This is a genomic window from Legionella nigrisilvae, assembly GCF_977063395.2.
Map to the genome: position 1 here is coordinate 562,156 of NZ_CDRUGZ020000027.1, position 22,856 is coordinate 585,011.

Genomic DNA, 22,856 nt, shown 5'->3' on the forward strand with positions numbered 1-22,856 from the left:
TCCATTTAAAGGAAGGTACAGTTACGTTTTCGCCACACTAAAAATCCATACTGGTCGGCGGTATGTGGTTTAATTTTTCCTAACTCCCAAGCCAAAGTGCCTAAGCCTCCTGGATAGCAATGTTTGCCATCTGCCACTTGATTCACCATTTCATAGCGGTAGCGGGATTTAGGTGTTACGGTATAGTAATGTTCTTTGCAAATCGCACCCGACGCAGGACTTGAATCAGACACCAAAAATTCACGGTGCATTTTGTAATTCATGCGTTCTGTCAAAAGCAGCGCGGTTTGCACTGGAGAAATTGACGCATTCACATGCCCTGTCAGCGGGTAATGGGTGCCTTGTGCTCCTGCACACCAAAAAAGACTATCTATTGGTTTTTTTGTTAATGTCGAAGAAATGGCATCTGCGGCACATGCGCTTGCTGCCACCGGATTTCCAAACAGCACCGACTCAGGACTTAAGACAAAACTCATTTCAGAGTCTTGCCAGGTAGGATCAAGCTCCGTGAGGTAAGCAATGTCAAAATCACCTCCTTGCATACAACCTAGTGAGGTGATGAGATTAAGCCAACTAATCAGCGGATATTTGTACCAGTGCACGTGGAAAAAAGCGCGTTGCTGGCCATGGCCAACCACATGACGGCCGCCTCTACTGTGCTTTAAACCCAAATTGAGCTTGATGCCTCCCAGATTAACCAGGCAATAGGGTGTATCGGTAATATCTACTAATGCCATTGGCTCCCAAAACCCAATATTCAACCCGACACGTAAACCCAAGGGACCTGGGCATATGCCTATGGGGCTTGATGCATTGTCGGTATCGGGAAGAGATGAATTGACCACCTTGATGTTGCCAATCGATAAAGGAAATAAACATCGCCAACACACATCACGAATCGGATTGACGAAATGTCCCGTGCATTGTTTGCTCCATCCCGTATAAGAACAGGCGAAAGAGATTACGAAAAGAAGGACTTTAAAGGACATCGCCACTCTCCTTAATTGCTGTTTCAACAATAAGAAGCTGATTTTCTTCGCGGCTTACTCGCGCTGGTACATGCCTTATATCAAGCTTTCGTGTAATTCGGCCTCCCTGATCAAAATAAGTCACTGCCTTGAATCTCTTTTCGGTGCTGTGAATCGCCCCCCCTGTCAAAATTAATTTGGGATTGGGGCATTGATTCTTTTGTAGCTTCGCCCAACGAATCTGTGCTTCATCATCAGCATTAAAAAACAGCCAACAAGGTTTATACGTCGGCATATACTCCAGCGCATTTACAGAAGTTCCCTTAGGGTAAAGCACCTTGCTTTTGGCATCGGTTATATCCTGACTTAAGGTGATTTCTGGCGCGTAGTAATGCTGGATTGTTTGTTGAGTGCGTTTTAAATCTAATGCAGTCGGTCTGTTTGCGTGTTGAGCTGCTGCGTGAATCCATTTCTGCTTTAATGCCTCCAATTCACCACTAACAGTTAATGCACGTAACCGTTCTTCAATCAGCTCTAAAAAGCTTTTTTCGCTAACCGGAAAAACCTCCCCTACTACACCAAATGATTTGGCATGTGCATTCCAATGAATCGCCATGATAAAAGCCAGAAGCAATACGCTTTTCATGAGCTCTTCCTCATCGTCTGACTGAGCTTGTTAGCAATCTCGCTTGTAATGTTTTCACCACCTGCAAGCACTTCACGCTGGTCAAAAATTATGACGTGATGTTGCTTAGCATACTGTGTTAACAGCAGGTGCAGTTTCTGCTTGATTTGCTGGGTTGTGTGGCTCACTTGTTTCTCATTGGCTTGATGTTCTGCTAATTGACGGACTAATTGAGCTTGAATAGCTGCAGAATCAAAAAGTACAATGTTGGTTTTTGGTGAAATCCAAAATTGCAAACCAATAAAGAGTATTGTTACAACACTGACTACTACGGTATGACTCAATCGCATAATTCATCTCCATAGTGATGTTGTGCTACTTGATAAACCGCATCCGTGAGGGATATCCCTTGATTCATTAAGGACTCGATTGCTCCGAATTCATCGCCCGAAGTGGAGAACAATACTCTTGAGAATGGGTCGCAAAAATAACGATGAAACGTAGTCACATTACCGAATTGAATCATCAAATTAGAAAAGCCTTGAGTTTTTGCCTCACCAAAGGATTCAATCATGGCAATTTCTAGAGGGGTAAAGTGATCAGGATGTTTCTCAACGTACTCACGAAATGCTCCTTGGCGCATGATGATTTTGGTATCTGCTGCCGCGGCAATGGCTTGCCCCTGGAGGGTATTCATGGTGTCGGCCAGATTTTGGGTAATTACGGCAAACCCACCCGTATGTTTTCTTGCTGTACGAAATCCTTGTTCAATAAATCCTGCAGAAATTGGATTAGAACCTACAGCCAGAAAGCGCCATGCTTCATCAATAATACAGCGTTTTTGAATTCTGCGGTCGGAATGGTAAAACTGCCCTTGGATAATTACTATCATGACAAACATGACGATAGTGAGTAACCCTGGATTACTCTCTAGTTGGCCCATTTCCAGAACCACAAAATTAGAGTTATTTAAAAGTGGGGTATCACTATTAAACATCCTGCCATAGATTCCCTGGCTGCCATATTTATCCAACAGGATGAGCAAATCTTTTAATCTGCGGTCATTTCTGGATTCTGGTTTTTGTAGCAGTCCGCGAAGCGCATTCAGTACATCATCCATCTTGGCTTGCCGGCCATGTTCTTGCCAACAGGTGAGCACTGCATCCAAAAGCCATGCTTTTTGAACCTCTCCTAATGCCTCATTGGGACTTGCCATAATGGCTAATAAATCTCTAATTTGGATGGAATCATTTACCTTTTCGCCATCAATTTCGGTGACTCCATCAAAATCAAATAGCGTAAAAGGATTAAGAGTCAATGTGGAGGCATCAATGTAGCTTCCCCCAACCAACTCACATAAATGTTTGTACGAACCGCCTAAGTCGATGACAAAAATGTGCTGCCCGCGGGATAAGCCATCCAGGATTTGTGCTTGTTCAAAAAAGGATTTACCAGAGCCAGGGCTTGCTACCGTTAAGCGATTAAAATTGGTGATGGGTAAGACTCGGTCATCAAAGGTATCTAAATAAAACAACTGATGACGATAGGTTGGCACAATGAGCCCTTGCCGTGCTCCTTTAAAATCGGCCACTACGGGTAGAAGATTAGCCACATTGGTATGACTTAGTTTTTTGGTCATACCTAAAAGCGCTAGTCTTGAGAAAAGTCCTTCGGTCAGCATAAACGGAAGACTTGCCAAAAATCGCAGCCATTGTTTGCAACGGCTTTGTACTAAGGTAAATCCCATTTGTCTAAAACTTGCAATTGCTTTGGCCACATGCTCGCGTTCTTTTTCTACTGTCGTATACAACACTAAATTGTAAAAGGTAGGCAGAAGATGTAATTCACCTTTGGATGCATGCTCATGCACAAACTGCCATTCGGCAGCTTCTTCTTTAATACCCGGATTAATAAAGGATTGAATGGCATTATTATTGGCAGTTAACGATTTGGCTCTTTTTTTCGCTTGCGCTTTCATCTTTTCCTGATTCACACCGCGAATAGTAAATGAAAGCAGAAAGGAACATTGAATGCCTTGTTCCGGCTTTAAAAGGTTGGCAAACAAATCAGGAGTTTGCCATAACGCAAAAGGAGCTTTAGGAAAACTGGTTAGTTCACAATTGATTACCCTTGAGCGCTGGATAATTCCTTCCTCATCGGCGACAGAGAGATTAATCGCCTCATCACCAATCTCATATACAGTAGTAGGATTAAGAATAGACTTGGCAATAAAAGGTGATGAATTCTCGATGGTGGGCCAGGACAGCTCATTAAAGTTCGGTGACATCAGAGCCCGCATTAAAACTTTAAAATCGTGTGCATCACAGCGTGCCAAACTAAATCCTGCCACTTTGAGTTCGGATTCAAACTCTTCTCGAAGTACTCGCAGCTTGCTTTCAACTTCTTGCTCATTCGGTCTTGAAATGAACAGATATCCTCGATAATCCGACAAAGTGGCGGGGACATTGCGGCCATTTTTATAACCCTTGGCAATGGCATTAAGATGGTATTTCAAACTTTGACGAGCAAGCTCTGCATAAATGCCACCTTGCTTTAAAATAGGCGCATAATTGTGTTGCAAATTTTGGGCAAGCCAGGGATGCTTATACAGCAATACGGTACAATCTGTTCCTTCAGTGAGTTTATTTTTAAATAGTTCTGCCAGAGATTTCATTAAGGATTCATCTGCTCCTGCCGTGGGCATTAAAAGAAGTCCAAAACCTGCAGAATTACGATTGACAAAAAATCCCTCCTCACTTACTGTTTCATAAGGAAGCAAACTGGTTATGGAGGGCAAGTCTAAAGCACAGGTTTCATAGGCTTTTATGTGATGCTGCAAAGAGTCAGGCTTTATGCCTGCAGTTTCTCCCAGTTTTTGACTTGCACGATGCGCTAGTTCGCGTGCTTTATCTCGCAATTGATTGAGTTTTAAGCCCATGATTGCCCCTTAACTGTCGGTGCTAGCCAAAGTGCTTGCCCATTACTTTGTTTAACTTTTCTTCCAGATTTGATAAGAGGTGCATTTTTTGTGTTGGTTTGCTTATTTTTTAGACCATAGGGCCTCGCATAATCGGCGAATCGTGTCATGGCATCCACTTGCTCAATCGTCAAACAACTATCCCCTGCAGTCGCATTACAACTAAAGTTAGAATTGATGGGGCCACATGCCGCCAACCCAAAAGAAATTAAGGTAATTAGAATTTTTTTCCGTTGGCTCATCGCAACCCTCCGATTTGATTTGCAGCTAAGGTATTCGCATGGTCAATTTTTCCTAGGACTTCAGGCGGTACTGTAAAATTCATTTCAGTTGAACTGTCATCATTATTGGATGCGATTAATCTTTGTGACTCTTCTTCTCTCTTTACTTGACCCATGGCATGTTGGCTTTTGTCTTCATCAGGCTCTAAATAAAATCCATCTTTAAAGACAATGGTGACTACATTGCCTGAGCCTACTTGAATGACGGGATGATATTGCTCGGCTCGTTTGACGTAATAGGCCGATAAAGTATCTGCGGCTTTGGACGCACCGCCATAGGCTGCAAATGGGGCAATTTGACTTGAAGGAACAACGGAAGTCGCACCATAGGGACCAATATTTTGTACACTTTGGGCATACTGCGCCGCTTGCGCAATACCTGATAAGGCACCACTGACTCCTGCCCAAGTCATGACTTTGTTATCCCGCATTAAGGGCTTACCTTTAATTCCTACTTTGCCATTGAAAAACACCCACCCTGTTACTTCTATATCAATGATGGGCCGGCCCGGATGAGCACAAGACAGACGATAAAGGGTTGCAAAAGCACGCTCACTGGAAATATCCCCATAGGAATTAGCACTCACACGACATCCCCGAAGACGGGAGCGTGCACCATTTGGCAGTGTTCCATCTTCCAGAAATTTAAAGAGCATAACGCCATTGTTTTTAGATTGACCATTAACCGATGCATCTGCATCAGCACCACCTAAAACAACAGCGCGTACTGAAGTGTTGGAAGGTACGTAATGAGCTGGGTTTAAATAGGTGTTAGGATGAATTTTTTTATTACTACGTTTCTTATGAAATGACACCGTATGAATACGTGGCATCCCATCAGCTAAAGCCATCAAGTTTGATGTGTTTACACCATTCATGGCATAGGTCTCGGGATGATGCCAAAACTCTGAATTTTGTACCCCTTTTAATTCTTGGGATGAATTCTGTGGTGGCTCAGAATCCTTTGCTTTTTCCGTATGTGCTAAAACCATTGTGGTTATTTGCGCGGTCAATTCTTCTTTTTGTGCGCTGAATTGTTTTTGCTGTTCTTGATGCATCTTCTTGATATTGGAAGTTAACTCACTAATTTGCTTTTTGAGTGATTCAAGCTCAGTTTGTTGGATAGTAAGTGCATTATCGGATGCAGCTTCGGTGAACGATTCATCCACAATACCTGTGATATCTACTGGTTTTTGGATAGCAGAAGTACTTTTAGGACGACCCTCGACAAACAATGAAACAAGGATGGCAAGGATTAGCAAAATAACACTTCCAACTACAATCAAGGTCCGAACTTGGCGACTTTTAATTAGTAGATTGTGTTGCCAATTAGCCATGGTCTACTCCTTGAACACGGTAAAGCATGGCATGCTCTCTAGGCTTAATTATTGGCTTAGAAAATTTAATGGCTAGTGTCCCTTTCTTAGCAAACCAAGCTTCGGATAAAGCTAAGGGCTCTTTACCTGCGTTATAGAGTTCAATGGTTTCTCCTTGAAGCAATTTTCCATCCCAGGACTCTTTAGGTAAAAGAGTTAATCCTTTTGCCCAACGCTCTGCTTTGCCAAATTGATGTTTTACTGTCACATCAGTAAAGGGTTTATGCTGTTCCATAGCGTTAAGCAGTGCAAGAATTGCTTCTGGAACGGCCTCATGAGTTCTTTTTGTTGAATTTGCTCTTACTTTAGGTGAAGTTGCTTTTGCTATGTGTCTCGGTTGAGAAAGCAATTCAATGGTTTTACCTAATGACTCCTCGCTAGTTAAAGTAAGAGAAAAATGTCGACCTGCTTCAGTAGTCAAAAACAAGGTAAACGGATTCATTGTTGCCAACATAATATAAACGGAACCATCCTGCTCATCACGTTTAATTGCCATTGCCTTTTCTGGGAATATTGCTTCCATGATTTTGTCATTCTTTACTAAAATGCGGTTGTAATTTCCCTGGCTTAACGTTAATGGAATATCGCTGTTGTCTTTAATCGGGATAGTGTTACTTGCCGCAACACTTAATGATACCAGTACCAAAATGACACCCAGCCCCTTAAGCATGGTCACTCTCCTTCTTTGGTGCAAATTGAATAATTGATAAACGGCCATTGACATATTGAAATATTAATTTGTAGGTTGTTTGGATATCAGAAATTGCTTTAATTCCTACATAACGCTTTAACGTGCCACTCACCACGGCATAAAGTTCATTGGGGTTGACAAAAATTTCTGTGATGTCAAAGGTAGAGGACATTTTTTTGTTTTTAATCACTCGAGCTTCTTGGGCGAGTCGTTTTAAAAATTCGGGGTATTGTTGATGATTCACGAAAGAAAGTAAGCGCTTATGATTGGCATCTACAGTCTCAGGACTAACGTTCAAACGCTCATTGATAAAATTCTCCGTCATTAAACTTAAATAGTGACTGTCAACAAATGAAGCACTTTTTATATAACCAGGACTTCCTGAAAAGGGGGTAATCTCTACGGTATGATGTTTAAACGTTGAATAAACAAAGCACGATAAAACAAGATTAGATATCAATAAACCAAACACCAAACAAACCATCAAATTAAATCGTGCGGATAATTGGCTTAATCGGCTTTGATACATTTTAAAATCCATTTGCTTTCTCCTTATGCCACATACACACGATGATGCGACTGGGGTAATTGGGGTAAAAAGAATTGCGTCAATCCACTAGGAAGATACCAATAAGCAAGTACCAGCAATGCTTTTGGTCCATCCCCTTTTTTCAAAAAACGCAAACCGCTTAATAGCCCCATTCCAAATAGTGAGACCAAAACTTTTTGATTACTGATGATGAGCAACATAAAGCTCAATCCTACAACCACTAGCTCATCCAAGGTTAAAGTGAGTATTCTCTTGGGTGCATCAATGTGGCTCAAAAATTGATAACTCATGGTGCTCATCTTTTTTCCTCCTTAAAACACGAATGTTTTTAATAAAAATGCCGGAATAAAAGCAACCGCAGTAACACCCACAAAAACCATTGGATTCTTACTTTTAACAGCCATGGCGGTGGCTAAAATAATGTCTACTAAAATAAAAACTTTCCAAAACATTGAGCCGCTTCCTAATGAATCTTTGACATCCCCTTCCAAAGCTTTGGATAAAAGATCATTAGCCCATAGGCTTGATGAAAAAAGAAAAATACATAAAGTACTGATTACTCCTTTAAAGATCTTCATGAGGGTATTTTGTTTTTGCATTTCACTCTCCTTATGACTCATTGGTTAAGCATGATTTACTTTTAAAAACTCAGGGACTTTTAATATTTTTTTTAGAAAATCTTCCTCTCGTTCAACCCCCATATTCTCTGGTACCTTAAATCCCAATAGGAGCTTATTTCCTCGGGAGCACAAAACCTGAATCTCGATTTTCCCATTATCAATCACCACTTTTTCTCCAATTTTTCTGCCTAAAACTAACATAATGTTCTTCCTTTATTTTTTAGTTAAAATTTCTTTACACTTGTTTAAATGAGTGACAACAACCTCCTGTTTTGCAGGCACATGATTCTTCTTAACTACATAAAACTGCGTGCGTTTTTTAATCTCCCGACAGCACGCAATCATTTGTGGTAAAGAAGGCGGCAACTCATAAAACTCGCGGCATTGAAGGATGGCTTTATTAAGTGTGTTTTCGCTAAACTCACTCAAACCTTCTTGCCATTCTTTTTTTGCATATTCCAAAAATCCTTCACTCTTAAACTGGCTTCTCCAAATGTGGCCATAAAAAGCTGCAAACTTTGAAAACAAGGTTTCAATCAGTTTGCTTTTGGGATTAACCTCTCGGGAAATGGACGATGTTGGTTCTTTCGGGTTCATGGTCTTCTTCACTGGGGTTCCAAAATGGGTCTCTTGTGGATTCATGTTGATGAGGCTTCCAATGTGTTTCATGATGACTCTCCTGCTTCATTTCAGTGATTTCGTCTTCCCAACAGCGTTGTGCCAACCAATTGGCAGGATATTTCCAATGCGCCACCCATGTGCCATAGACTTTCATGGTTTCAACATGATGGATTTGTTTTTGCAAAGCGTTCATGAGTTGCTGAAATAACAAGGTATTTGGGTTAAGTTGTTCAAATGCTGCTTGTGCTTTGGTTTTGGATTTCTTCTCTGGGTATAGCGACCAGAATTTTTCGAATCGCGATAATAAACAAAAATAATAATTATCTTCTTTTAGAGGTATGGCGGCTTTTGGGGATTCAGATGTGTCGGCTTTTTTTGACCCAACTTGAAATAATCCAATATCTACAAGACTTTCCGTGTGTGGGTTTGTGACGGCTTTCTGTGGCGGGTTTATGGCGGCTTTATTTTGGACACAATAATCCATATTGACCAATAAGCATTTAAAAATAAGTTTGTGCTCTAGAGATTGTATTTCTAATAGACCCGCTCGCTCTAAACCTTTTAAAGCCCTGCGTAATTGATCTTTACTTGGCGAGCCACCTTTAATCCCTGGATGAGGTTCGATATAGAGTGTTTCAGCAAGGGATTGATAGCTAATGCCTCGCTTCAAACCTACAATAGCAGTTTTATAATCTACATAAGGCCGAAGACCACAGAGGTAAAGTAATTGTTGTAAGTGAGGCAATCCACTTATTGCAGATAGCTCTTCTAAACTAATCGTCAAATTCATGATAATGCAGGCATCCTTAACCGTAATAAACTAGGACTTGTATTTTTTTTGTGTTATTCTTAAAACAAAATCGATATTTTTAGGCATCATATAAGCGAATATGATCTCAAAAATAACAAAATAAAACGGATTGTTTTATTATGACTTTATAATACAACAATTCGTTTTATTGTCAATGCTTTATTTGAGGAATTTATGGTTATCAAGGAAAAAATTGCTGCTCGAATTACTAAGTCAAGAAAAGAATTAGGAATAACTATCAAAGAACTTGCATCAAGGACTAACAGTCTCTCAGCAGCACGAATAAGTAACTGGGAACAAGGAACTAGAAAACCAGGACCTGAGGAAGCTAAAATAATTGCCGAAGTTCTAAACGTATCTGCATCTTATCTGTTGGGACTCACTGATAACCCGCAAGGTGAATTACGATCTTCATCTCGTTTTGTACCCCTAGTCAATATCAAAGATATCCCTAGAATAGAAAATACAATTTCAGAAGGAAATAACTCGATCATCCTTGATGAGTTTAATAAATCATCAGAAAGCTCCAACTTATTTGCCACACTTGTTGAAGACAACAGTATGCATCCTGATTTAAACCAGGGTGATGTAATTATACTCGATGGAGCCAGAAAACCTTCTCCTGGGGATTTTGTTTTGGCCTACCTGGCTGAAAAAAATCAGACTGTTTTAAGAAAATACGGAGAAACAGAATCCTGTTTATTCCAACTTTTAGCAAGCAACCCCCTATGGGCTACTATCAATGTTCAAAATATTAAAGATGTCTCTATCTTAGGGGTCATCACCGAATTTAGGAGATATTTTTAAATTAACGGTTTGTTCGGATCTACTTGGTCATCACAAAACAAGATCTCTTAGTTTCCAATGTAATCTAATTCTAAAGGATTAATCACTAAATGAAATTAAAAATAACTTCCCAAGCTCCTCTGCTATATCTTGAGAAAAATAGCTCGCTCCCCTATGAACCTTAATTAACTTTTCAGAAGAAACTCCCAAAAGCATTGCTAATTGATTAATATCCAAGTGAGTAAAACATAAAAGCACTTCAATCCATATTTTTTGTTTCGATTTATTCTGAACAAAATCGAAACGAACATTTTTATTAAATTCTACGATACATCCCATTCCATAACTCCATTTAGAAAAACTTTTTACGGCGGGAATTATAAAATTTTGGAAGGGATATCCTATCCCCAAATTTGGGTATTTTTTAAAAAGTTAATTAATTTTATTAGGTTAAAAGCCCCCAACGGAACGCTTTGGATACTGCTTCAGTAATATTGGAACAATCCAACTTTTGACGAATAGATTTTGCATGGGTATTGACGGTTTCACTAGACAAATGCAATCGCTCAGAAATTTTCTTTATTGTCATGCCGTTAGAAATCATACTCAAACACTGAATTTCTCTTTGGGTAAGTTGTGCAATTTTTTTTGAATCAATCTTGCGGGTAATCACATTTTTTCTTAAATCTGCATCATTCAATATTGATAACCATTTATGGCTTCCTAAAGCGGTACTTATCTCGGGTAACATAGCATCAAGAAATGTACAAATAAATTTTTCAAACTGATCACGTACTTCAAAATAGAGTTTACTAGGATCAGATACTTTTTCGTTATTATAAGCTTCAATAATAAAGTCGCATTCATTACACTGACGAACCATTGCAAAAGTTGTGCTCAACTTGTAACGTGTTTCCAGTATTTGAATAATCGGAATCTGCATTTCGTCATATGTTATATCTCGTTGAATGAAAAATTCTTTACCGTTATAAAGCGAACGATCGTGATCTACATCTCCTCTATATAAGCCCTCAGTTCGATAAGGTATGGCCCATAGGTACAGATTGGAAAGATAATATCGTTGCCCACCATGAAACAGCATAGAAATAGAAAAATTAGAGATTTCTTTTGGACAATTTAATTTTTCAGATAAGTAATCTATTTTTTCCCGAAATTTTATGGAGTCAGATAATTCATTGTAGTCATTTAAATTAATGCAAATTGTTCCATCTTCACTGACGCTGTGCATACAATCCCTAATAAAACTTTTGCTTACAACCAATCCTTCAAAATTTGATTCAATAAATTCGGTTTTTCTAGCATAGCCATGTGGCCACATTGTTCCATGTATATTAGTTTTGAATTTTCTATGTGTTGTGCCATATGTTCAGATCGTTCAATAGGCATTACGTTATCTTGCTGAGATGCAATTAATAAAGTGGGACATTTAATATCTTGTAATAATTCTGAGTGGTCTGGCTTTGCCAGAATAGCGTTAAGTTGATTCGTGTAATTTTCTGCACCTACTGCAAATGCCATTTCCTCAACTAATGGCAGCAAAGACTTATGCTTACTCGTATCATAAATTGAATTTTTGAAAATCAATTTTATTAAAAACTCGAACTTACCTTTTTGAATCAAATCTAATGAACGTTCCCGCTCTAATTGCCCTTTTTCAGAAATGTGTCTTGCCCCTGAATTAATCAAAACAAGTTTTTCAATACGCTCTGGCATAAGACGAAAAAGTTCCAAAGCAATACATCCCCCCATTGAAAACCCAATTAAGGTAAATTGCTTAGGAGCAACAGAACAAAAACGTTCAGCCATTTGAACAATCGAATTACTATTTAAAGTATCTACATAATGAATTGGTTTCTTAAAAATTTTTTCCTGTTGAAACCATAACTTAGGGGTTGCTAAAGCTCCTGGAATAAGTACTATATCCATTTTATGACTATATTATTTACAATCGCAATTAAGATGCTCTATGATGCCAATAATTCAAGCAAAACTCCAACATTTGAGCCAAATTTATTTAAAAATTATGGAATTAGCAAAATATGAAGGGATATTAGACAAGATTAAAATCACTGAAAAAAAACTTGGGGAATTGTTGTTTTGCTCTAAACCTCATCATTTTGTTGGAGTAGCGTTGGCTAACGAAAAAGTTTGTGGCCTAGTCATGTTTAATTTCACTCAGAATAATGTTTGTTTCAATGACGCTAAAGGTATTTATATTGAGAATTTATACGTCTCACCAGGTTTTAGACGGCAGGGAATTGGAAAGGCCCTATTAAACTATGTAGCATGCGAAGCTGCTGCTAATAATTGCTCTCGTATTGAATGGTGGGTATCACAAGAAAACAAGAATGCTCAAAATTTTTATAAAAAAATTGGAGCAAATTCTTTAGCTGACTGGAAAATATTCAAGCTCTCTCAATCTGGAATAAATAGTTTAATTGGTATAGGGAGCAATAATTGAACAATTCTGCATCAAAAAAAGCGTTATTAGCTGGTGTTTCAGGCACTACACTCCAATGGTATGATTTTGCGATTTTTGGCTATTTTGCACCCATCATTGCTGCAACTTACTTCCCTGCCGATAACCAAATGGCTTCTCTTCTCAACACATTTGGTGTGTTCGCTGTAGGATATTTATTAGCACCTCTAGGCTCAATATTTTTTGGTTCCATTGGGGATAAATTTGGACGAAAACGAGCATTAACACTTAGCATTTTAGCTATGGCAATTCCTACTGCGCTGATCAGTATTGTTCCTGGTTACCAATTAATTGGTATTTCGGCTTCGATCCTAATTACATTCTTACGAATCATACAAGGTTTTGTAGCCAGCAGTGAATTTACTGGCTCAGCTATCTTTTTGGTCGAACATGCAAAACCTGAAAAAAAGGCATTTTATGGAAGCCTGACAAGTTCAGCTTACAGTTTTGGATCAATTTTAGCCGGACTAGCCGCATCTTTTTTTACAGCATCCTTTATGCCCTCTTGGGGTTGGCGCATCGCATTTGCTCTTGCATTAATAGCAGGAATACTCATTTTTTATTTACGTACTCACGTATCAGAAACACCTGAATACCAAAAAATAACCTCTCATGAAAAGAAACACTCACCTTTTCTCAAAGCGATAAAAGAAAAATCCTATGCAATTATTGGAGTTATAGGCATTGCCTGGCTAGTAGGAATTATGACATTCGGGACTTACGTTTTTACAGCTACTTATCTGCATCATTATTTTAATATTTCATTAAGTCTAGCAACACTTATCATCACTTTATCTTTGATGGTAGATGCATCGCTCGAACCATTTATAGCAATTTTGGCAGATAGAATAGGGTTTCTAAGAATTATTCAATTTGGAATGTTATCACTCTTACTCCTAAGTATTCCAATATTCCTCTTATTATCCACAGGTGATTGGGTATTAATTACTTTCGGTATGGTATTAATGTCCATACTAATTGCGATTACATATGCCCCATTAAATGCATATATGGTTTCTCTGTTCCCTCATCAATATAGGTACAGTGCTTTTGGTATTGCTTTTAATATAGGTATTTCGTTGTTTGGTGGGACTACCCCTCTAATCATGATGTGGCTAGTAAATAAAACTGGAAATTTTATCGCTCCCGCTTGGTACTATATATTGGGAGCCATAATTGGTCTAATCTCGTTGGCTGTATGTGAGTACAGCCAACGGCAAATAAATGATTCACAACCGTCTCTGGTTTATTAACTTTTGGAGATATTTGCATGTTACTTTTTAGTTCAGCCTTAATAAAACACAAACTTACTTTTACTAAGCTAAGTGAGTGCATGCAACATCTGCCTACTGCTGCAAAATGGGCTGAAGGTGAATGGGGATATATTCGTAATAAAGGAGTTGAATTTCGTATGGATGTGTTGGGATCATTAAGCAATAATACTTATATAGGTACTTTAGCTGGTGTTCCTGTCGCTATGTTTGCATTGCTAGACCATTCGTATCATGAGGATTTGTCTCAAGCTTCAGACAAATTACCCAAATCACGTGAGTTAATGTATGTGTATGTGGAAAAGGATTATCGTGGTCTTAGTTTTGGGAAGCAAATTATAGACGAGGCTAAGAAAGTAGCTGCAGAATCTGGTGCGGTTTTGATTTTACTGGATACGTTAAAGCCTAATTTAAATCGGCTATATGAAAAACATGATGCAGAAGTGATTTGTGAGGGAAGATTGTTCTCCCATCCTACGGATGTCTTAAGTATAAAAATATAAACATTATGACTTACCCATTAATTAATTAATTTATTAAGGTAATTAACCTTTCAAGTTAATGAATTATAATGATGCAATATCTTAACGATCTCATTTATATAATCCTCGATTAATAAAATAATTTCTTGACAAAGATCTTTAGTTTTATAAAAAGGTAGACTATAAAAGGCTTTTAAGCCTTCTAATACCATTACTGAAACAGAGATATATTGATTTATATGTGTGGGCGTAGTGGCATCTTTTGGTAAAACTTTTTCAGCATCTATTTGCACAAAATCTTTAACTAGGCTTGTCCACGTTCCATGTACACTATGTGCTCCCATGGTCATTAAAGTTCTATAGATAATATTATGAAAGTTTAATTTTTTAAGAATACTTGCTACATCAGGCATTTTTTTGGTTTGCTCTATTTCAACCTCGGTGAAATCACTTTGGTGTATATATCGCTCTATCGAATCGAGCATTCTTACTTCTGTTGTAGTTGCAGGAGTTTTTCTGTGATTTAAAATTTGATTTAAATCTTTTTTTAATTTTAAGTCGTTTTTGAGACCATCAGCAATATAAATATCAAAGTTTTCTTTAATTGGATTTTTGCATAACCACATTAATTTTATAGCGCTTTCATTGATACATCTATCAATTATAGAAGTAGTCTCACCATTTCTACCTTCACAAGATAAAGTCATATTGTTTAACATTAATCTCGTAATTCTACATAATAATCCTACAATTATTGCATATTGATTCACATTTAAGTCAGGAAAATTTTTTACATCAAAATGAGAAGTAAATAAACATAATTGAGCAACATATTTATACCATTCAAAGCCTAAACGATAACATTCTTTTATATCTACTAGCTGTTCATTAAATTCCAATAAAAAATCAGGAGGGCATGGGAAGTTTTGTGACATTTGGATCCTACTCCCTTTAGTTTTTATCACAGGTTATAAGATGATACTACTTGAAAAGCTCCGCATAATTAATAAAAATTATTGTTTAAATTTTTTATTAGTGAACGATTATCATAAATCAATTAAGTAACTATTTAATAGCTTTTGTTTGGTATTATCTTTATCTATATGCGGTTCAAAAAGTTTTGGGTAATAATTATAGGTTACAAATGACACCATCTGTAGAGAATTTTAGACAATGAGCTTGAGCATTTTGGAGAAAACCTATAACTTAGAATTGGCATGGTTTTCATGGTCTTTGAATAATATTTCATGAAAATTAAAAATAATGGGAGGGGTTTCTTCAATCCCACTCCACCATACTTATTTTAAATCATTCAAATGGCACCATTGCAAGCACTATAAATTAAATATCTTTAATTTTTGCCTGCCTGTCTTTGATTAATTGAATCCAATTTTTCATTGCCTCTATCTCTTTTTGTATTATTTCTGGTTTTGGCAAGGGGCGGTTTAAATGTTCACTTTCACTATGTAGAAGTTTTGAGCAACGCCCATAAGCTTCTCGCATAATCTGGCAATCTTCGATTGTTAATGTAGTCAATTTGGATAGTCCTTTAGTATCGACCTTGTTTTGAAAGCGGCGTACAACTGGCGAAACTGCATCTTCAACTGCTCTCTCCCATAATGGACGCAGTTCCTGTTGAAAATGATAAACTTGGCGCCGCCAATCATTCAATTTTCCTTTTGTATAGAATTGTTTAACATTGTCCAGATGTTTTTGTAGGCCATCTAATACATCTAGTATCTTTTGAGCTTTAGGAGGTGCATTATTTTCACAGAACCCTGTATATTCATCGTTTCTATTGATCCAGCGATAAGCTATTGAGGCCCCTTCCTGTCCACAGGCTTCTTCCAAAAGGAACATAAAAGCCAAGTCATGGGTAAAAATCACTACTTGTCGATTTTTACCTTCTTCTGCCAGGCGTTTTGCAACCTGTTCGCGGTGCATATGGTCAAGCGAACATACCGGATCGTCAAAAACTACGGTTGATTTACTTTCAGTAGTGGCCTGCTCTGCAAGAAATGTGGCTAATGCGATACATCGGAATTCGCCTTCGCTAAGTACATTGCTAACCTTAGCATCTGGTTTGCGTTCGAGTGCTACTTTAAAAAGTGGTGCGCCTTGGCGTGAAACACTATGTTTTAACTCAATAGCAAGTTTACCCAATTCTAACTTAGCTACTTCTTTTGAAAACTGTGCTCGCAAAGCGTCTGTGACCAAGTATTTTGCTAATTCGGAGCTCTTAGCTGTTATGGAGGTGGTTTTATTTTCATTTACTAATTTACGTAACTCACTTATTGTTTTTAGACGAGATATCTGCGCAATTACATCATCTTTTACGATATCCAACCATTTCCTATCTTCTAATTCCAACAGCTTTTTCTCGGCTTGCTTACGTGCTTCTGATGTTTTTTCTGCTGTAAGCGTAGCAACGCGCTTAGTCAATTCAACCTGAACCGCAGCAACCCGTTCCTCGGGATATTCTACCGGCAGTGGTATTGTATTAATATTACTGCTAATATTTCTTAGAAATGTACGGAGCCCCCATTTTGCTTGCACAGTAATTTGTCTTAGCTCATTACTCAAAGCAACCTTACCAAGTTCAATCAATATTTCCTGCAATTCCCTCAAAGTTTTTAATGATATTGATTTCTGTACCAACGTATTAATGGCAGCTTGAAGCGCACTTTTAGCTATCTCTTCTTGCTGCTTTGTTTCATCTTGCACGAAATGCTCAAAACTGTGTAAACGTTTTGCGGCTTCAGCAGAGAGTACCTGGTGGCATAATACACAATGGGCACCATCTTTGGTATATGGGTAAGCCTGGTCAGGATACGCTGTATTCTCTGAATACTTTCGGGCAGCTTCCCATAATGCACGCCAGCTTTCGGAACCAATCTGAGGTAACTTCTCACCCTGAAACAAATTTTGAGCAGCAGTATTTGCTGCGACTTGCTTTGCCACAAAATCCTCGTATAATCCTTGCACCTGCTTGAGTTCTTGATCTGTTGTAGCGGAACACAGGACTTTTATTGCCGCAGTGGTCTGTTCTAATTTCGATTTGATGCTTTTTACTTTACGACTTGTAACTTCTGGATCATTTGCAAGGTCGGATTTTAAAATTTCAAATTCCTTAACCTCTTTTTCACTTAAAGTTGCTAATGCTTGGATTTTACCAACATCGGTTTTTAATGATAACTTACTGATGATTTCAAAAACCGATGTGTCTTGGTGATATTTAGGGATTTTCAGAGAGTGTGGAGTCTGATTTTCCAATGTTTGGATTTCAAGATTTAGTCTGCCCTTTATTTCCTTTGCAGCATCAGAGAGTTGCTTTAAAAGTTCCATTGGATAAGGGTTATAGGCGACCTCATTTTCATTATCAACATGAATATTCGCGGTCGAGGAATCAAAAACACTTATTGCTGAAAGGTTAGGATCACTGGCAGTTTTGAATACCCAATTTGTACTGTGATTTTGGTCATTCACAGCAAAATCAAGCTTGGCCTTGGGAATTCCTGCACTAGGTTCATAAATATTAGGCAGGATTTTGAGTTCTTGATGTAATCTGGCACGACAAGCGCTCTTTAAGATTCTGGCATAACCGGATTTACCAGAACCATTATCGCCATAAATTACAGTGAGACCGTTCCCTTTTTCAAAACTTACAACCTGGTTGGTAGCTAGTGCATTAACGTTTTCAACATTCTTAATCCCACGCAGGTATACATGAGAGGACGCTGCATCTGGTGTAGGGGCGTGTTCACTGGCTATGGGAACTGCTGATTGTTTATTTTTACAGATTTCCATTAGTTCCCCATAATCTGCTTCATTCAATACCCCATTCTGACACAATCGACGTAAGGCATCTTGTTGCCATAGCGGTTTATCCCTAGCCCAAGAAATTATATCTTGTAATGCCTCTGCTTCTGTTGAAATAGATTGATTTTTTATATTAATTTTATTTATCCCATGTTCATTTTTTTATTGTTATTGTAATTAATTTTTAATCAATATTCACGAGGGCTAATTTTTTCTTTTTAGTAGTAGGAGACGATCAAAATATATTCAATAAAAATATGGCTTTTTGGAGTTGTGTCAAATTTACCCTTATACTTTATGATTGAAATCCTCTGTGGGGAATTTGCGTATTTGAGTACGACACTGTTATACATCGTAGGACATTTGTAGTGGATCACTGCGATATAAATTATAATAAAAACAATAACTTATTGATGAGGTAGGTGACTGAAAATCCTCGTGTCGGCAGTTCGATTCTGCCTCTGGCCACCATGAGAACCGAGTATAATCAATAAGTTGCAATCGATTTACCCTAGCCTAAAGAAAGCATAGTTTTCTTGGAGCACTAATAAAAAAGGAATTATTCCTTTATGATGCTGCTCAAAATATTAAATGTAATTGATCCTTCTGTAATGGTCATGGAAACTACCTAGAGAAATTGTGCTTGATATTGGAAGTTTCTGGTGGTGAGGAGCTAAATCAAGACATAACTAGTCCAGACGCTCCATTTTAACAGGAGCCATTATCTTTTCCATAGATTCATTTTTAGACAAAGAGTCTCGAATTACCCTGAAATTTATATGGCTCGGTTGACTAAATGCATCAATAATTTGCAAAGTATTCTTACTATGATTCCTTTCTTCTGATTTATTTATTTTATCCTTGATTTGTATAATAGCGGCGGCAATTTTTTGATCATCTGAATAATCCATACCCTCAATAATAGCGCGTATGTCTTGAATAATAGTAGGAATAGTACCATCTCGTCCTTTCATTAAATCATCATTATTTAATACTGCGTTTACAGCGAAAATGTTTTCCTCTCTCTCACTAGTAGGAATTTTAATAATATTACCCCTAACTTTTAATTGATCCGGAAGAGTATTAGTTGGAGATAACGAGGAAGTTATTCTAGTTTCTTCTATCTGAGGTACATTTAATGCAGTTGGGGTTGTAGGCTTTTCAATCTCTTTAGATAAAGGCAAGTCACTTATTACTTCACTCGCTATAAGAGTTCTTTCGAAGTTGTCAATTTCTAATTCCATTTCGTCTAATACGTCGGGAAGATTTTGTAAGGCAATTAATTCTTCTTCGCTCAATTCTCGAGTCAAATTAGGTTGGTCCATTTCTTTACAAATTTTGACAATATCTAAAAAATTAGAGTTTACTTTTTGTATATCGATTCTCAAAAGCATATCATCTGGTTTTCTAATTTCATCATTAAATTCTATAAATTCTTTAATAATTTGATCTATGACTAAAGGATTTTGATTAATGTATTGCCTAAATTCAGGGATAGCGAGTAGTGTAGTTTTTAATAAGACAGTTCTTTCAATTTTATCTGCAACAAGTTGTTCTCTCAGTGCCTCTGAACTAACAGTTGCGTTTGCTATTTCGATATAATTAAGGTCATCAATAAGAATGCGTTTCAGAAAAGTATAGTATTTTTGTGAGATAAAATGTTCATTATGAACTAATTCATCAACATCTAATAATTTTGGTGGATATTCATGGACAAAGCTTGCGGGGCCTGCGTCTTTTAATCTTGGGAAGTTAATTATATCATGTGCAGTAATAATAAATTGACTTTTAGCAGGAATATCCATTTGCTGGGATAAAACAGGATATGTACTTTCACCATGATCTATTTTAACCGAAATTATCTCACCTTCCTTATTACCTCCAAACCCAAAGTTTTCTGCGTTTAAATCGTTTTCTTCTTCGCAATAAGCTGCAACTAAAATTTGTGGAAACTTGAATTTAATAAAATCTTCGGTACTTATTCCTACCTTGTTATTCTGTTTATAATAGCTGTAAAATGATAAATAGTCAGGAATAAGTTTTGAGACGGCAGCAATGGTAACATTTGAATCATCATGAACTCCCCTCACTTTTGCAGCATGTTCTCCGAGTAGCATGCGATAACATAAGCCATTAAAAGCTTCTATTTCACTATAGTTAGAATCTAGGGCTTCTTTGTATATATAAGAACGATGTGGATGTTTTTTTTCCTCTTTTCTTTTAACAATTGAAATCTCAGAGGTAGACTTTTCTATCTCATTAGATTCCTGTTGCTTTGTGAATAAGCCTGCACTCTTACTTTTATAAGCCTTTTTTTTATGTTTCATTTTATGCGCATTATTTAGCGTATCCTTATATAATTATATTAGCTAATGCCCAAATTTCCATGTTATGTCTCAGAAGACAAAAGCCCCTTCGCTACCTTTACAGAATGTATTTGGGAGTTGAGAATATTCTACAATCTGCATCAAAAACCCCTGCAGTTTAAGGTTTCAGCGAAAGCTCAATGAATGCAGAAAACGAAATTCAAATGAATATAAAACGACCTGCTACTCATGCTTAAAGTGGAAAGAAATACTCGGTTTTTCCTTAATTTGTTCCAAAGGATCTTCTTGGGTAGTCACTTTTTTTATTGCCTGTAAGGTTTGCTTTGATAAGTGTGGTGAATTTGATAACTCATCGGAACTTTGTGGTTCCGAAGCTACACTCGGCTGTCTTCCAGGTCTTGAGTTTTTTAGTTCCAAAAGCCGTGCTTTAGATCCCTGACTAGGCCTTTCAGTTACTTCTTCATTGAACGCATCAAGAGGAACCCAAGGTTTCTCTGGTTCAAGCCTTACCTCTTCAAGTTTATCAGTTGGGAAAGCAGGTTTTTGTTTAGGGAAACCATCACGTGGAACCCAAGATTTATGGGGTTCTGACATCAGTGCCTCAGGTTTTTCTTGTGTGGGGAATGCATCCAGTGGAACCCAAGGTTTACCTGGATTAGGCGGCTCCTCAGTTTGATCCGTGGATTTCTCCGGAGGTTTGTAAGAAGAAACCAATTCCTCCATGGGTCTAAAGTCGTGTAAATTTTCTGTTAGTAATTGATAGGTAATAGATCCCTTCCCTTGTTCTTTAAGGGTTTCAGCATCGTTACCCTGTGCTGGTTTATAGGGAACTTTACCTTTAACGGGATTCACATCGCCATCTAAAATGGCTTGACGAAAGATAATATGAGGAGTTAGTGGTAAATCACTTGTTGCCCTATGTTCACCAGCTTTGGAGTGGTATAAGACATTCTCGATTTCTTTGCATACTTGGGTGATTTCAGATAAATACTGAGGATTAGTGGCTTGTTCGTCATTGAGATAGATAACAAAGGGGTTATTTTGTTGTCGAAGTGCCTCTGGACTCAAATCTTCTTTATGATTCCTCATTACATCATAGGTTTTATAGGTGATAATCGAACCTTTTTTTATCGCTCTATTTAGTATAGTATGAACTTGATCTTCAACCTCCGGAAATACCTTAGGATCAACGCTGACATGTAGCTTATATCTGTCATGTAGCTCACGTCGACGATCTGTATTTTGAAAATAATGCCAGTTATAGTTATTCTTTTGACTAGTTTGTAATAGTTTGAAATTTTCCTGGAGTAGCGCCTTTTTTGTCAAAAGCATAAAAGACAAGAAAAAAGCCTTCTGGTGAACCGGTATTTAATCTGTCATATAAACATTGACGAATTTATAAAGGCAGTTTTTTATGTCCTGAGGATCTTTTAAGTCAGAGGATTTTGCAAATTGGTATTTCCAGGTTCTTCTAATGATTAGAATCTGGAAATTTGCGCCAATATAAAATGCTTCAAAAAGTAAGCATGAAAAATTAAAATTTTTAACCAGAATGCATAATATTTTGAAGTAGAGATTCCGGACCAGTTTTTCTAAAGTGGTTTCCTTATAATAATTCTCAAAAATCCAAATCTATTGGCATTTTTTGGGGATCAAAATTAATAATTTTTTTAGTGTCACACTGTTTAAACACTATTTTTTCTTTTGCTATCCCTTTGCATATAAGGATATTTCCATATTTATCGTAGATGAGCAAAGTAAACTCGCTTGCAACGGTTTTGCTAAAATTTTCATCTTTCATCAATACATGATATCCATTAGGGTTATTTACACCTCTCATTTTCTTTAAAATACATTCCGCTAATTCAGTACCAAGCTTATTTTCATCTTCATAACAATGATTCATTATTTTTATTAGATATTCAGGCGACGATGCAGTTTCCTCTGCATGTATTGATAGGGTGAACAAGAATGACGCCAATAAGACAATAAATCTCATAGAAACAATCCTTTGTAATCCTGAAGTTTTAAACTTAATCATAAATGCCTTATTTCGTCAACTTAAGATTAATAAAAAAGGTGAGTCTGATTGGGCTCTTGCATGTAGTAAAAAGATTGAATCAGAAACCATTTAATCTATAAAATCCCTGC

At 37.5% G+C, this 22,856-nt stretch carries 25 protein-coding genes and 1 tRNA gene; 5 read left to right on the forward strand and 21 right to left on the reverse strand.

The window, feature by feature from the left end; all coding sequences use genetic code 11:
* Window positions 1-5: 5 nt before the first annotated feature.
* The 13 genes from traU to ACWTE2_RS19815 are packed head-to-tail and all read right to left on the reverse strand — an operon-like array spanning window position 6 to window position 9,499.
* On the reverse strand, window positions 6-989 hold the full coding sequence (gene traU / locus ACWTE2_RS19755) for a conjugal transfer pilus assembly protein TraU (RefSeq protein ID WP_454784007.1): 984 nt from the start codon (window positions 987-989) through the stop codon (window positions 6-8).
* A complete protein-coding gene (gene traW, locus ACWTE2_RS19760) occupies window positions 979-1,614 on the reverse strand; it encodes a type-F conjugative transfer system protein TraW (RefSeq protein WP_454784008.1) in 636 nt (211 codons plus the stop codon). The genes traU and traW overlap by 11 nt, the downstream gene beginning before the upstream one ends.
* Window positions 1,611-1,943, reverse strand: coding sequence for a TrbI F-type domain-containing protein (locus tag ACWTE2_RS19765; protein ID WP_454784009.1), 333 nt, complete (start codon window positions 1,941-1,943; stop codon window positions 1,611-1,613). Before ACWTE2_RS19765 ends, traW begins: the two co-directional genes overlap by 4 nt.
* Window positions 1,934-4,531, reverse strand: a complete 2,598-nt coding sequence (gene traC, locus ACWTE2_RS19770) for a type IV secretion system protein TraC (RefSeq protein ID WP_454784010.1) — start codon at window positions 4,529-4,531, stop codon at window positions 1,934-1,936. Before traC ends, ACWTE2_RS19765 begins: the two co-directional genes overlap by 10 nt.
* The gene (locus tag ACWTE2_RS19775; protein ID WP_454784011.1) at window positions 4,522-4,812 is read right to left on the reverse strand and encodes a conjugal transfer protein; all 291 of its coding nucleotides are present in this window, start codon (window positions 4,810-4,812) and stop codon (window positions 4,522-4,524) included. The genes traC and ACWTE2_RS19775 overlap by 10 nt, the downstream gene beginning before the upstream one ends.
* Complete coding sequence (locus tag ACWTE2_RS19780) at window positions 4,809-6,188, reverse strand: TrbI/VirB10 family protein (RefSeq protein WP_454784012.1); 1,380 nt, start codon at window positions 6,186-6,188, stop codon at window positions 4,809-4,811. The genes ACWTE2_RS19775 and ACWTE2_RS19780 overlap by 4 nt, the downstream gene beginning before the upstream one ends.
* Window positions 6,181-6,897 carry a type-F conjugative transfer system secretin TraK gene (gene traK, locus ACWTE2_RS19785; RefSeq protein WP_454784013.1) on the reverse strand — a complete coding sequence of 239 codons (717 nt, stop codon included), beginning with the start codon at window positions 6,895-6,897 and terminating at the stop codon, window positions 6,181-6,183. The genes ACWTE2_RS19780 and traK overlap by 8 nt, the downstream gene beginning before the upstream one ends.
* Complete coding sequence (traE, locus tag ACWTE2_RS19790; RefSeq protein ID WP_454784014.1) at window positions 6,890-7,459, reverse strand: type IV conjugative transfer system protein TraE; 570 nt, start codon at window positions 7,457-7,459, stop codon at window positions 6,890-6,892. Before traE ends, traK begins: the two co-directional genes overlap by 8 nt.
* An 11-nt stretch (window positions 7,460-7,470) precedes the next feature.
* Window positions 7,471-7,767 (reverse strand): type IV conjugative transfer system protein TraL, encoded by a 297-nt coding sequence (traL, locus tag ACWTE2_RS19795; protein ID WP_454784015.1) that lies wholly within the window; start codon window positions 7,765-7,767, stop codon window positions 7,471-7,473.
* Window positions 7,768-7,779: 12 nt separating this feature from the next.
* A complete protein-coding gene (locus ACWTE2_RS19800; protein ID WP_454784016.1) occupies window positions 7,780-8,067 on the reverse strand; it encodes a hypothetical protein in 288 nt (95 codons plus the stop codon).
* A gap of 24 nt (window positions 8,068-8,091) precedes the next feature.
* A complete protein-coding gene (locus ACWTE2_RS19805; RefSeq protein ID WP_454784017.1) occupies window positions 8,092-8,289 on the reverse strand; it encodes a carbon storage regulator in 198 nt (65 codons plus the stop codon).
* 12 nt (window positions 8,290-8,301) lie between these two features.
* Window positions 8,302-8,685 (reverse strand): Vir protein, encoded by a 384-nt coding sequence (locus ACWTE2_RS19810; RefSeq protein ID WP_454784018.1) that lies wholly within the window; start codon window positions 8,683-8,685, stop codon window positions 8,302-8,304.
* The gene (locus ACWTE2_RS19815) at window positions 8,642-9,499 is read right to left on the reverse strand and encodes a hypothetical protein (protein WP_454784019.1); all 858 of its coding nucleotides are present in this window, start codon (window positions 9,497-9,499) and stop codon (window positions 8,642-8,644) included. The genes ACWTE2_RS19810 and ACWTE2_RS19815 overlap by 44 nt, the downstream gene beginning before the upstream one ends.
* Window positions 9,500-9,694: 195 nt before the next feature.
* Between ACWTE2_RS19815 and ACWTE2_RS19820 the strand changes: the two genes are divergently transcribed.
* Window positions 9,695-10,327, forward strand: a complete 633-nt coding sequence (locus tag ACWTE2_RS19820) for a helix-turn-helix domain-containing protein (protein WP_454784020.1) — start codon at window positions 9,695-9,697, stop codon at window positions 10,325-10,327.
* Between the two features lie 78 nt (window positions 10,328-10,405).
* Here ACWTE2_RS19820 and ACWTE2_RS19825 read toward each other — a convergent pair whose 3' ends face one another.
* The 3 genes from ACWTE2_RS19825 to ACWTE2_RS19835 all read right to left on the reverse strand — a co-directional run bounded on the left by ACWTE2_RS19825 (window position 10,406) and on the right by ACWTE2_RS19835 (window position 12,253).
* Window positions 10,406-10,645: a hypothetical protein gene (locus ACWTE2_RS19825; protein ID WP_454784021.1), complete on the reverse strand. Its 240-nt coding sequence runs from the start codon at window positions 10,643-10,645 to the stop codon at window positions 10,406-10,408.
* A gap of 106 nt (window positions 10,646-10,751) precedes the next feature.
* Complete coding sequence (locus ACWTE2_RS19830) at window positions 10,752-11,555, reverse strand: helix-turn-helix transcriptional regulator (RefSeq protein ID WP_454784022.1); 804 nt, start codon at window positions 11,553-11,555, stop codon at window positions 10,752-10,754.
* A gap of 23 nt (window positions 11,556-11,578) precedes the next feature.
* Complete coding sequence (locus tag ACWTE2_RS19835; RefSeq protein ID WP_454784023.1) at window positions 11,579-12,253, reverse strand: alpha/beta fold hydrolase; 675 nt, start codon at window positions 12,251-12,253, stop codon at window positions 11,579-11,581.
* Window positions 12,254-12,293: 40 nt separating this feature from the next.
* Here ACWTE2_RS19835 and ACWTE2_RS19840 point away from each other — a divergent pair, with 40 nt between their 5' ends.
* The 3 genes from ACWTE2_RS19840 to ACWTE2_RS19850 are packed head-to-tail and all read left to right on the forward strand — an operon-like array spanning window position 12,294 to window position 14,580.
* The gene (locus tag ACWTE2_RS19840) at window positions 12,294-12,788 is read left to right on the forward strand and encodes a GNAT family N-acetyltransferase (protein ID WP_454784024.1); all 495 of its coding nucleotides are present in this window, start codon (window positions 12,294-12,296) and stop codon (window positions 12,786-12,788) included.
* Window positions 12,785-14,059, forward strand: a complete 1,275-nt coding sequence (locus ACWTE2_RS19845; protein ID WP_454784025.1) for an MFS transporter — start codon at window positions 12,785-12,787, stop codon at window positions 14,057-14,059. The genes ACWTE2_RS19840 and ACWTE2_RS19845 overlap by 4 nt, the downstream gene beginning before the upstream one ends.
* 17 nt (window positions 14,060-14,076) lie before the next feature.
* The gene (locus tag ACWTE2_RS19850) at window positions 14,077-14,580 is read left to right on the forward strand and encodes a GNAT family N-acetyltransferase (RefSeq protein ID WP_454784026.1); all 504 of its coding nucleotides are present in this window, start codon (window positions 14,077-14,079) and stop codon (window positions 14,578-14,580) included.
* Between the two features lie 50 nt (window positions 14,581-14,630).
* Here ACWTE2_RS19850 and ACWTE2_RS19855 read toward each other — a convergent pair whose 3' ends face one another.
* Together ACWTE2_RS19855 and ACWTE2_RS19860 are read right to left on the reverse strand one after the other, a co-directional pair.
* On the reverse strand, window positions 14,631-15,494 hold the full coding sequence (locus ACWTE2_RS19855) for a DUF5677 domain-containing protein (RefSeq protein WP_454784027.1): 864 nt from the start codon (window positions 15,492-15,494) through the stop codon (window positions 14,631-14,633).
* Window positions 15,495-15,900: 406 nt separating this feature from the next.
* Window positions 15,901-18,393 (reverse strand): AAA family ATPase, encoded by a 2,493-nt coding sequence (locus ACWTE2_RS19860; RefSeq protein ID WP_454784028.1) that lies wholly within the window; start codon window positions 18,391-18,393, stop codon window positions 15,901-15,903.
* 387 nt (window positions 18,394-18,780) lie between these two features.
* Here ACWTE2_RS19860 and ACWTE2_RS19865 point away from each other — a divergent pair.
* Window positions 18,781-18,849 (forward strand) — tRNA-Phe (locus tag ACWTE2_RS19865).
* Window positions 18,850-19,067: 218 nt separating this feature from the next.
* Here the strand turns inward: ACWTE2_RS19865 and ACWTE2_RS19870 are convergent.
* From ACWTE2_RS19870 to ACWTE2_RS19880, 3 genes are all read right to left on the reverse strand, one after another.
* Complete coding sequence (locus tag ACWTE2_RS19870; protein WP_454784029.1) at window positions 19,068-20,705, reverse strand: hypothetical protein; 1,638 nt, start codon at window positions 20,703-20,705, stop codon at window positions 19,068-19,070.
* A gap of 222 nt (window positions 20,706-20,927) precedes the next feature.
* On the reverse strand, window positions 20,928-22,046 hold the full coding sequence (locus ACWTE2_RS19875) for a hypothetical protein (RefSeq protein WP_454784030.1): 1,119 nt from the start codon (window positions 22,044-22,046) through the stop codon (window positions 20,928-20,930).
* A gap of 277 nt (window positions 22,047-22,323) precedes the next feature.
* Window positions 22,324-22,746, reverse strand: coding sequence for a hypothetical protein (locus ACWTE2_RS19880; protein ID WP_454784031.1), 423 nt, complete (start codon window positions 22,744-22,746; stop codon window positions 22,324-22,326).
* Window positions 22,747-22,856 lie beyond the last annotated feature (110 nt).

What these genes read in the sequence shown, in the direction of transcription:
- ACWTE2_RS19820 (WP_454784020.1), top strand. Translation starts at nt 9,695, where the DNA reads ATGGTTATCAAGGAAAAAATTGCTGCTCGAATTACTAAGTCAAGAAAA.
- traU (WP_454784007.1), bottom strand. Translation starts at nt 989, where the DNA reads ATGTCCTTTAAAGTCCTTCTTTTCGTAATCTCTTTCGCCTGTTCTTAT.
- traE (WP_454784014.1), bottom strand. Translation starts at nt 7,459, where the DNA reads ATGGATTTTAAAATGTATCAAAGCCGATTAAGCCAATTATCCGCACGA.
- ACWTE2_RS19835 (WP_454784023.1), bottom strand. Translation starts at nt 12,253, where the DNA reads ATGGATATAGTACTTATTCCAGGAGCTTTAGCAACCCCTAAGTTATGG.
- ACWTE2_RS19830 (WP_454784022.1), bottom strand. Translation starts at nt 11,555, where the DNA reads ATGCACAGCGTCAGTGAAGATGGAACAATTTGCATTAATTTAAATGAC.
- ACWTE2_RS19850 (WP_454784026.1), top strand. Translation starts at nt 14,077, where the DNA reads ATGTTACTTTTTAGTTCAGCCTTAATAAAACACAAACTTACTTTTACT.
- traL (WP_454784015.1), bottom strand. Translation starts at nt 7,767, where the DNA reads ATGAGCACCATGAGTTATCAATTTTTGAGCCACATTGATGCACCCAAG.
- ACWTE2_RS19805 (WP_454784017.1), bottom strand. Translation starts at nt 8,289, where the DNA reads ATGTTAGTTTTAGGCAGAAAAATTGGAGAAAAAGTGGTGATTGATAAT.
- ACWTE2_RS19800 (WP_454784016.1), bottom strand. Translation starts at nt 8,067, where the DNA reads ATGCAAAAACAAAATACCCTCATGAAGATCTTTAAAGGAGTAATCAGT.
- ACWTE2_RS19765 (WP_454784009.1), bottom strand. Translation starts at nt 1,943, where the DNA reads ATGCGATTGAGTCATACCGTAGTAGTCAGTGTTGTAACAATACTCTTT.
- ACWTE2_RS19810 (WP_454784018.1), bottom strand. Translation starts at nt 8,685, where the DNA reads ATGAACCCGAAAGAACCAACATCGTCCATTTCCCGAGAGGTTAATCCC.
- traC (WP_454784010.1), bottom strand. Translation starts at nt 4,531, where the DNA reads ATGGGCTTAAAACTCAATCAATTGCGAGATAAAGCACGCGAACTAGCG.
- traW (WP_454784008.1), bottom strand. Translation starts at nt 1,614, where the DNA reads ATGAAAAGCGTATTGCTTCTGGCTTTTATCATGGCGATTCATTGGAAT.
- ACWTE2_RS19825 (WP_454784021.1), bottom strand. Translation starts at nt 10,645, where the DNA reads ATGGGATGTATCGTAGAATTTAATAAAAATGTTCGTTTCGATTTTGTT.
- ACWTE2_RS19855 (WP_454784027.1), bottom strand. Translation starts at nt 15,494, where the DNA reads ATGTCACAAAACTTCCCATGCCCTCCTGATTTTTTATTGGAATTTAAT.
- ACWTE2_RS19815 (WP_454784019.1), bottom strand. Translation starts at nt 9,499, where the DNA reads ATGAATTTGACGATTAGTTTAGAAGAGCTATCTGCAATAAGTGGATTG.
- ACWTE2_RS19775 (WP_454784011.1), bottom strand. Translation starts at nt 4,812, where the DNA reads ATGAGCCAACGGAAAAAAATTCTAATTACCTTAATTTCTTTTGGGTTG.
- ACWTE2_RS19870 (WP_454784029.1), bottom strand. Translation starts at nt 20,705, where the DNA reads ATGAAACATAAAAAAAAGGCTTATAAAAGTAAGAGTGCAGGCTTATTC.
- ACWTE2_RS19840 (WP_454784024.1), top strand. Translation starts at nt 12,294, where the DNA reads ATGATGCCAATAATTCAAGCAAAACTCCAACATTTGAGCCAAATTTAT.
- traK (WP_454784013.1), bottom strand. Translation starts at nt 6,897, where the DNA reads ATGCTTAAGGGGCTGGGTGTCATTTTGGTACTGGTATCATTAAGTGTT.
- ACWTE2_RS19780 (WP_454784012.1), bottom strand. Translation starts at nt 6,188, where the DNA reads ATGGCTAATTGGCAACACAATCTACTAATTAAAAGTCGCCAAGTTCGG.
- ACWTE2_RS19880 (WP_454784031.1), bottom strand. Translation starts at nt 22,746, where the DNA reads ATGATTAAGTTTAAAACTTCAGGATTACAAAGGATTGTTTCTATGAGA.